This window comes from Bacillus sp. XF8, assembly GCF_017498755.1.
In the GTDB taxonomy this organism is placed as follows: domain Bacteria; phylum Bacillota; class Bacilli; order Bacillales; family Bacillaceae_G; genus Bacillus_A; species Bacillus_A bingmayongensis.
In genome coordinates, this window is sequence record NZ_JAGDQK010000003.1 from 181,123 (window position 1) to 188,659 (window position 7,537).

At 36.0% G+C, this 7,537-nt stretch carries 9 protein-coding genes; 4 read left to right on the forward strand and 5 right to left on the reverse strand.

Going from position 1 to position 7,537, the window contains the following annotated elements; translation table 11 throughout:
* Positions 1–5: 5 nt before the first annotated feature.
* Positions 6–1,850 (reverse strand): translational GTPase TypA, encoded by a 1,845-nt coding sequence (typA, locus tag J4P91_RS04105; RefSeq protein ID WP_017151133.1) that lies wholly within the window; start codon positions 1,848–1,850, stop codon positions 6–8.
* Between the two features lie 140 nt (positions 1,851–1,990).
* On the opposite strand from typA, the gene J4P91_RS04110 reads away from it, so the two are divergent.
* On the forward strand, positions 1,991–2,170 hold the full coding sequence (locus tag J4P91_RS04110; protein WP_000400124.1) for a DUF5325 family protein: 180 nt from the start codon (positions 1,991–1,993) through the stop codon (positions 2,168–2,170).
* Positions 2,171–2,215: 45 nt separating this feature from the next.
* Here J4P91_RS04110 and J4P91_RS04115 read toward each other — a convergent pair whose 3' ends face one another.
* Both J4P91_RS04115 and J4P91_RS04120 read right to left on the reverse strand, forming a co-directional pair.
* The gene (locus tag J4P91_RS04115; RefSeq protein WP_017151132.1) at positions 2,216–3,007 is read right to left on the reverse strand and encodes an inositol monophosphatase family protein; all 792 of its coding nucleotides are present in this window, start codon (positions 3,005–3,007) and stop codon (positions 2,216–2,218) included.
* A gap of 88 nt (positions 3,008–3,095) precedes the next feature.
* Positions 3,096–3,284, reverse strand: coding sequence for a hypothetical protein (locus J4P91_RS04120; protein ID WP_001250169.1), 189 nt, complete (start codon positions 3,282–3,284; stop codon positions 3,096–3,098).
* 206 nt (positions 3,285–3,490) lie between these two features.
* Here J4P91_RS04120 and J4P91_RS04125 point away from each other — a divergent pair, with 206 nt between their 5' ends.
* Positions 3,491–4,117 carry a YktB family protein gene (locus tag J4P91_RS04125; RefSeq protein ID WP_017151131.1) on the forward strand — a complete coding sequence of 209 codons (627 nt, stop codon included), beginning with the start codon at positions 3,491–3,493 and terminating at the stop codon, positions 4,115–4,117.
* Positions 4,118–4,200: 83 nt separating this feature from the next.
* On the opposite strand, the gene J4P91_RS04130 is transcribed toward J4P91_RS04125, so the two are convergent.
* Positions 4,201–4,470, reverse strand: coding sequence for a UPF0223 family protein (locus tag J4P91_RS04130; protein WP_207993046.1), 270 nt, complete (start codon positions 4,468–4,470; stop codon positions 4,201–4,203).
* A 505-nt stretch (positions 4,471–4,975) separates the two neighbouring features.
* Here J4P91_RS04130 and J4P91_RS04135 point away from each other — a divergent pair.
* Both J4P91_RS04135 and J4P91_RS04140 read left to right on the forward strand, forming a co-directional pair.
* A complete protein-coding gene (locus J4P91_RS04135; protein ID WP_243763705.1) occupies positions 4,976–6,448 on the forward strand; it encodes an aminotransferase class I/II-fold pyridoxal phosphate-dependent enzyme in 1,473 nt (490 codons plus the stop codon).
* A 75-nt stretch (positions 6,449–6,523) separates the two neighbouring features.
* The gene (locus J4P91_RS04140) at positions 6,524–7,354 is read left to right on the forward strand and encodes a protein-glutamine gamma-glutamyltransferase (RefSeq protein ID WP_017151128.1); all 831 of its coding nucleotides are present in this window, start codon (positions 6,524–6,526) and stop codon (positions 7,352–7,354) included.
* Positions 7,355–7,387: 33 nt separating this feature from the next.
* On the opposite strand, the gene J4P91_RS04145 is transcribed toward J4P91_RS04140, so the two are convergent.
* Positions 7,388–7,519 (reverse strand): GapA-binding peptide SR1P, encoded by a 132-nt coding sequence (locus tag J4P91_RS04145; RefSeq protein WP_017151127.1) that lies wholly within the window; start codon positions 7,517–7,519, stop codon positions 7,388–7,390.
* Positions 7,520–7,537 lie beyond the last annotated feature (18 nt).

Below are 7,537 nucleotides of genomic sequence, written 5' to 3' on the forward strand. Positions count from 1 at the left end.
ATTTTTTACGCTTCTACAGATTTCTTTTTCTTAGCAGCTCTTTCACGCTCGCTCTTATCCAGAATCTTTTTACGAAGACGAATTGATTCTGGTGTTACTTCACAGTATTCATCATCATTTAAGTATTCTAATGATTCTTCTAATGTCATGATACGAGCTTTTTTCATTGTTGACGTTTGGTCTTTTGTTGCAGAACGAATGTTAGTTTGTTGTTTCATTTTTACAATGTTAACTGTTAAATCATTCTCACGTGTATGTTCCCCAACGATCATACCATTATAAACTTCTGTACCTGGTTCAACAAAGATTACACCACGGTCTTCTACTTGGATAATACCGTATTGTGATGCTTTTCCTGTTTCTAATGAAACTAGAACACCTTGACGACGTCCACCAACTTGACCAGCATGTGCTGGCTGATAGCTATCGAACGTATGGTTTAAGATACCATAACCACGTGTTAAAGTTAAGAATTCTGTTGTATAACCGATTAATCCACGTGCTGGTACCATGAATGTAAGACGAACTTGACCATTTCCATTGTTCACCATATCTAACATTTCACCTTTACGCGCACCCATAGACTCCATGATAGAACCAGTATATTCTTCTGGTACATCAATTTGTACACGCTCTACAGGCTCACATCTTACACCGTCTACTTCTTTAATAATTACTTCTGGTTTAGATACTTGTAATTCGTATCCTTCACGGCGCATGTTTTCAATTAAGATTGATAAATGTAATTCTCCACGTCCAGATACAATCCATGCATCAGGAGATTCTGTATTATCTACACGTAAACTAACATCTGTTTGTAACTGAGAACGAAGACGCTCTTCAATTTTACGAGATGTAATATATTTTCCTTCACGACCTGCAAATGGGCTGTTATTTACAAGGAATGTCATTTGTAGTGTTGGCTCATCAACACGTAATAATGGTAATGCTTCTTGATGTTCAACTGGACATACAGTTTCACCAACGTTAATGTCTTCCATACCTGAAACAGCTACTAAATCTCCAGCCTTTGCTTCTTCGATTTCTTGACGTTTTAATCCCATATAACCAAATAGTTTCGTTACGCGGAATTGTTTTACACTTCCATCAGCCTTCATTAACGCAACTTGTTGTCCAACTTTCATTGTACCGCGGAATACACGGCCAACTCCAATACGACCTACATAGTCATTATAGTCAAGAAGTGCTACTTGGAATTGAAGTGGCTCGTCACTATTATCGATTGGTGCTGGAATATGATTAATGATTGTATCAAATAATGATTTCATATTCTCTTCTTGATTTGCTGGATTTGAATCTAAACTTGCTGTTCCGTTCATTGCTGACGCAAATACTACTGGGAACTCTAATTGATCTTCGTTTGCACCAAGTTCAATGAATAAGTCGATTACTTCATCAACCACTTCGTCTGGGCGAGCAAAGTCACGGTCAATTTTGTTTACAACAACGATTGGAGTTAAATTTTGTTCTAATGCTTTCTTTAAAACAAATCGTGTTTGTGGCATACAACCTTCATATGCATCAACAACAAGTAAAACACCATCAACCATTTTCATGATACGCTCAACTTCACCACCAAAGTCAGCGTGTCCAGGTGTATCTAAAATGTTAATTCGTTTATCTTCATAATGAATCGCTGTATTTTTCGCTAAAATTGTAATACCGCGTTCTCTTTCTAAGTCATTTGAATCCATTGCACGTTCTTCTACGTGCTCGTTTGCACGGAACGTCCCCGCTTGACGTAATAATTGGTCAACAAGTGTTGTTTTACCATGGTCAACGTGGGCGATAATTGCTATATTACGTAAATCTTGTCGTTTTTTCAACATGTCCAACTCCTAGTGTCTTTTTAATCCTTCTCTATTATAAGAGCGAAGGGGATACAATGGCAATCAAAATAAAATCAAGAATGAAAATATAGTTGTATTCTTACTTTTGTGAAAGTAAAATGAAATTGGAGGGTGAAGATATGGAACACATTCAATATCGCTTTTTACTAACAGCTATTATCGGTGTTATTTTCTTAATTGGCATCGGAATTATGATTGCTGAAAATAGTCCCATCGGTATTATTATTTGCATTATTGGTACATTTGTTACAGTCGGATATGGATTTATAACAAAACGCAAAATGCGTAAATCACAGTAACATGAAAAAGTAAGAAGCTACGTCTTGGGCCTCTTACTTTTTTTGTTACTGTGATACATATTGTAATAACTCTTCATATACTCCAGGTTTTGCAACTAATACACTGCTCTTCTCCACAATAGAAAGCGTAGCACCGGCGAATGTCGTTACTTTACCCCCGACTTCTTCTACAATAATCATTCCACCACCAAAATCCCAAGGAGATAGTCTAGGCGTCACGTAAGCATCCAATCTTCCAGTTGCAACATAGACCATTTCTAATGCTGCACATCCATATGAACGTGTCCCCCTTGCCAATTTTACAAGTTGCATCATTTTCTCCATATTAAGTAATGGATTATCAGTAAGCCAAGTTGCATTTAAAGCAATTATTCCATGTTCCACCGTACTTTTCTCTAGAGTAGGAATAGATACATCGTTGCAAAAAGCTCCTTCTCCTTTTACAGCATGATAAAGTTCATCATGAACCGGATCATAGACCAGACCGATTTTTCCGATACCGTTCTCATAAATACCAATTGAAATCGCAAAGTTTCTTTTTTGGTGAACAAAATTCATCGTACCGTCAATTGGATCAATTAACCAAACAACTCCATCAGAAGATGCAACTTCATCCCCATATCCTTCTTCTCCTAAAATATAATGGTCTGGGAATGTTTGTTTAATTTTCCCAATCAAAAACTGTTCTGTTTCCCGATCCATATTTGTTACTAGGTCAGCTGCATTTGATTTCGTCTCTATAATAAGTGTCTTTTGCAATGATGCCATTAAACGTTCACCAGCTTCTCGAACCCACTGCTTTGCATTTGTATCGATTTCTTTCCATACCTCTTGCATGTTTAAACACTCCGATCTATACTGTTCACAGAAAAAACGAACCCTTTATAAGGTTCGCACCAACTAAAATTTTATACATATACTATTATTACGCTTCCAAACGAATCATTTCAAGTCTTAGCACTTCTAATTTTTGCACGCACTCTTCTTTTTTCTGATTATCATTTTCCATCATCGCATCATATAGCGTTGCTAATTCATAATCTAACTCCAATCTTAGCACCGGAATTCTTTTTTCAGCATCTGTTCTCTTTAACGCATTAATCACCTGTCTCATTTTTATTGCCTCCTCCCAATATTCGTCTGCCCTTGGACTAGAATTAACTTAATTTTCTGATTTTTTGTTTTATACTATATTATGTTGGATAAAACATCTATGCAACATAATTATTTTTTTTTACGTAATTTTTTTATGCTGTTTTTTTTATGAATAGTACAAGCTATGCTAAAATAAAAAACAAACTAGGAGTTGGAGGAACTGTCATGACATTACAAACATTTAAATCAACTGACTTTGCTGTCTTTGCAGTTGATGGTCTCGAAGAACGAATGAATGCTATTAAAACGAATATTCATCCTAAATTAGAAGCTCTAGGCGAGCAATTTTCTCATTATTTATCAGAACAAACTGGGGAAACTTTTTTCTATCATGTTGCGAAACACGCACGTCGTAAAGTCAATCCACCAAACGATACTTGGGTTGCTTTTTCAACAAATAAACGCGGATATAAAATGCTACCACATTTTCAAATCGGTTTATGGGGTACCCACGCTTTCATATACTTTGGTTTAATCTATGAGTGTCCACAGAAAGTGGAAGCGGCTCATGCCTTCTTAGAACACTTAAATGATTTAAAAACAAATATACCAAATGACTTCGTTTGGTCCATTGACCATACTAAACCAGCTGTAAAACCACATAACACGCTTGAAGCAAATGATTTACAAAAGATGATTGAACGCTTAGCGACTATAAAAAAAGCAGAGTTACTAGTTGGTATTCACATCTCACCAGAAGAATTTTCAACACTTACTGATGAGCAATTTCTTGCGAAGGTTACATCTACTATGCACTCACTCCTTCCTTTATATAGAATTTGCAATCGATAGTAAGAAAACGGACAATAGATCTATTGTCCGTTTTAAGTTGTTCTCCCATTATAGCACTTTGAATTTAATTTTTCAAAATCTTTTTACATTTTTACAATCTTTTGTTCTTCTGCTTCTTTCGCTCTTTGAATTGCCCGATATATAGAGTAACCACTTACCTCTTGAAACTCTTTATCAATTTTCTTCTCTTCCGCTTTCGAAGGCACGATTTCTTTAAAGCGACGATATAGTCTCATCAATTCTTCTCTCACGATACCTTTCTCATATGCCTTTTCAATCGCCTCATAGAATGTCACGATTGCAATCATCTCATCATTTGACCAATCATAATCAAGTGGGTATTGATATTCCATATGTACACCTCATTCATTTTTATTTTTACCATTATGCTACCTTAAAAATACAACTTCCATCCTTCTTCGCTATAACCCCTTTGCATTATACACCATTTCTCTTTTTTTATGGAATTATCTCCTGCCAGACCGAAGACAATGAGGTAATTTCAGCCAATTTAAAATGTAACTCCCATTGTTAGGGTGCTACGTATCTTCTCGCTTTCTTTAAACCTCGAGATGAACGTTTACTATTCACGCATAATGGGAGAAACTTACTACTAATTATGCATATAATAAAAATAATGATTTTTTTCTATACATATATAATCATTGGTGATATAATGCTTTTGTTTTATTGAAAATAAAGTGAAGCTTCCATGAAAAAACTTTTGAATGGTAAGTAAACAAATCAAGTTCTTCTAGACGGTTATTTAACTATATAAGAGGAGATAACTTTCTAATTGAACAAGATACACATAAAACAACTCATAATAAATATTACGAAGAAGAAGGGGTGTATAGATTGTCCCAATACAAAACACCATTGTTTACCGCTTTAGTAGAGCACAGTAAGCGAAATCCAATTCAATTCCATATCCCAGGTCATAAAAAAGGACAAGGAATGGATCCTATGTTTCGCGAATTTATTGGGCATAATGCATTAGCAATTGATTTAATTAATATCGCGCCGCTCGATGATTTACATCATCCAAAGGGTATGATTAAAGAAGCACAGGACTTAGCAGCGATTGCGTTCGGTGCAGATCATACTTTCTTTTCCGTTCAAGGTACAAGCGGTGCAATTATGACAATGGTGATGAGCGTTTGTGGCCCAGGAGATAAGATTCTTGTACCACGAAACGTTCATAAATCTGTAATGTCAGCCATTATTTTCTCAGGTGCAAAACCAATTTTCATTCATCCTGAAATTGATCCGAATCTCGGTATTTCACACGGGATTACGATTCAATCTGTAAAAAAAGCACTCGAGGAACATTCAGATGCAAAAGGATTACTCGTTATTAATCCAACATACTTTGGATTCGCCGCAGACCTGCAGCAAATTGTAGAATTAGCTCATTCCTACGAAATACCTGTATTAGTTGATGAGGCTCATGGTGTCCATATTCATTTCCATGACGAATTACCAATGTCAGCTATGCAAGCTGGTGCAGATATGGCAGCAACAAGTGTTCATAAGCTCGGCGGTTCTTTAACACAAAGCTCTATTCTAAATGTAAAAGAGGGCCTTGTGAGCGTAAAACATGTCCAATCCATTATTAGCATGCTTACAACAACATCGACCTCGTACATTTTGCTTGCTTCCCTTGATGTTGCAAGAAAACGACTTGCAACTGAAGGAAAGACATTAATAACAAAGACAATACAGCTAGCTGAGCATGTTCGTAACGCTATAAACAATACTGAACATCTTTATTGTCCTGGAAAAGAAATGTTAGGTACAGATGCCACGTTTAGCTATGATCCAACAAAGCTAATTATATCTGTAAAGGACTTAGGAATTACAGGCCACGAAGCAGAATTATGGTTAAGAGAGCGTTATAACATTGAAGTTGAACTCTCAGACTTATATAACATTTTATGTCTTGTTACATTAGGCGATACAGAAGATGAGACAAACATTCTTATTAAAGCCTTACAAGAACTAGCAACAACATTTAAACATAGAGCCGACAAAGGTGTTCAAGTACAAGTCGAAATTCCAGAAATCCCTGTACTTGCCCTCTCTCCTCGAGATGCCTTTTATTCAGAGACAGAGGTCATCCCGTTTAAAAATGCTGCTGGCCGCATTATAGCTGATTTTGTAATGGTTTATCCACCAGGGATTCCAATCTTTACTCCAGGTGAAATTATTACACAAGAAAACTTAGATTACATTCATAAAAATTTAGAAGCGGGTCTACCAGTACAAGGTCCAGAAGATATGACGTTAAAAACATTACGCGTCATTAAAGAATATAAGCCTATCATTTGATAGGCTTTTTTTTCACCCTTTTTTCATTTACTCATACCATACTAAAGAATGTAACGTATAGGCGGTGATACAGTTATGATTGTGATTGGGCGTTCTATTGTACATCCTTATATCACGAGTGAAAATGAACCGTTCGCTACTGAGAAACAACAAATATTAGCCATTATGACTGGAAATCAAGAAGTATATTCATTCCGAACAGCTGATGAACTCAGTTTTGATCTGAATTTGCGAATTCATATTATTACATCTGCCTTAGAACTCTTTCAAAGTGGACTTCAGTTCCGTACATTCCAACAATCCTATTGTAACCCTGAATTTTGGCAAAGGACACCACTAGGAGGATTTCAACTACTCCCAAATGTACCACCCTCCGTCGCGATACGAGATATTTTTAAAAATGGAAAAAAGTACGGAACAGAATGTGCAACAGCAATGATTATTATTTTTTACAAAGCACTTTTAGCACTATATGATGATAAAACTTTTAACTTCTTATTCGCGAATCTTCTACTATATACATGGGATTATGACCGAGATTTAAAACTGATAACAAAAACCGGTGGGGATATCGTTCCTGGCGATCTTGTTTACTTTAAAAATCCACAAGTGAATCCAACTTCAATTGAATGGCAAGGAGAGAATGCGATTTATTTAGGTAATTTCTTTTTTTATGGGCATGGTGTAGGAGTACAAACAAAAGAACAAATCATTTATTTATTAAATGAACGAAGAATTCCCAATGCCTTTGTCTCAGCATATTTAACAGATTTTATTACTCGCATAGATAGCCGCCTCATGAGCCAATATACTTCTACTAATAGTCTACAAACAACACTCAAATTCATTCCAATTCGAGATGATGCAATTGTTGTAACAGTTGGTCACACAACTACAATCTATTAAAAAAGCGCCTGCAAATGTGCAGGCGCCTTTTAATTATTGGGCTTTTGTATGCTCTTTGTGACCACATTCGCAATGAGATTCACATTTTCCGTAAAGTACTGTTGTTTTTTCATCTTCAAAGTGTGCAATTGTTCCTTCACAAACTTGACATACGATTGTTCCCATTTTCTTCATTTCCCCCTG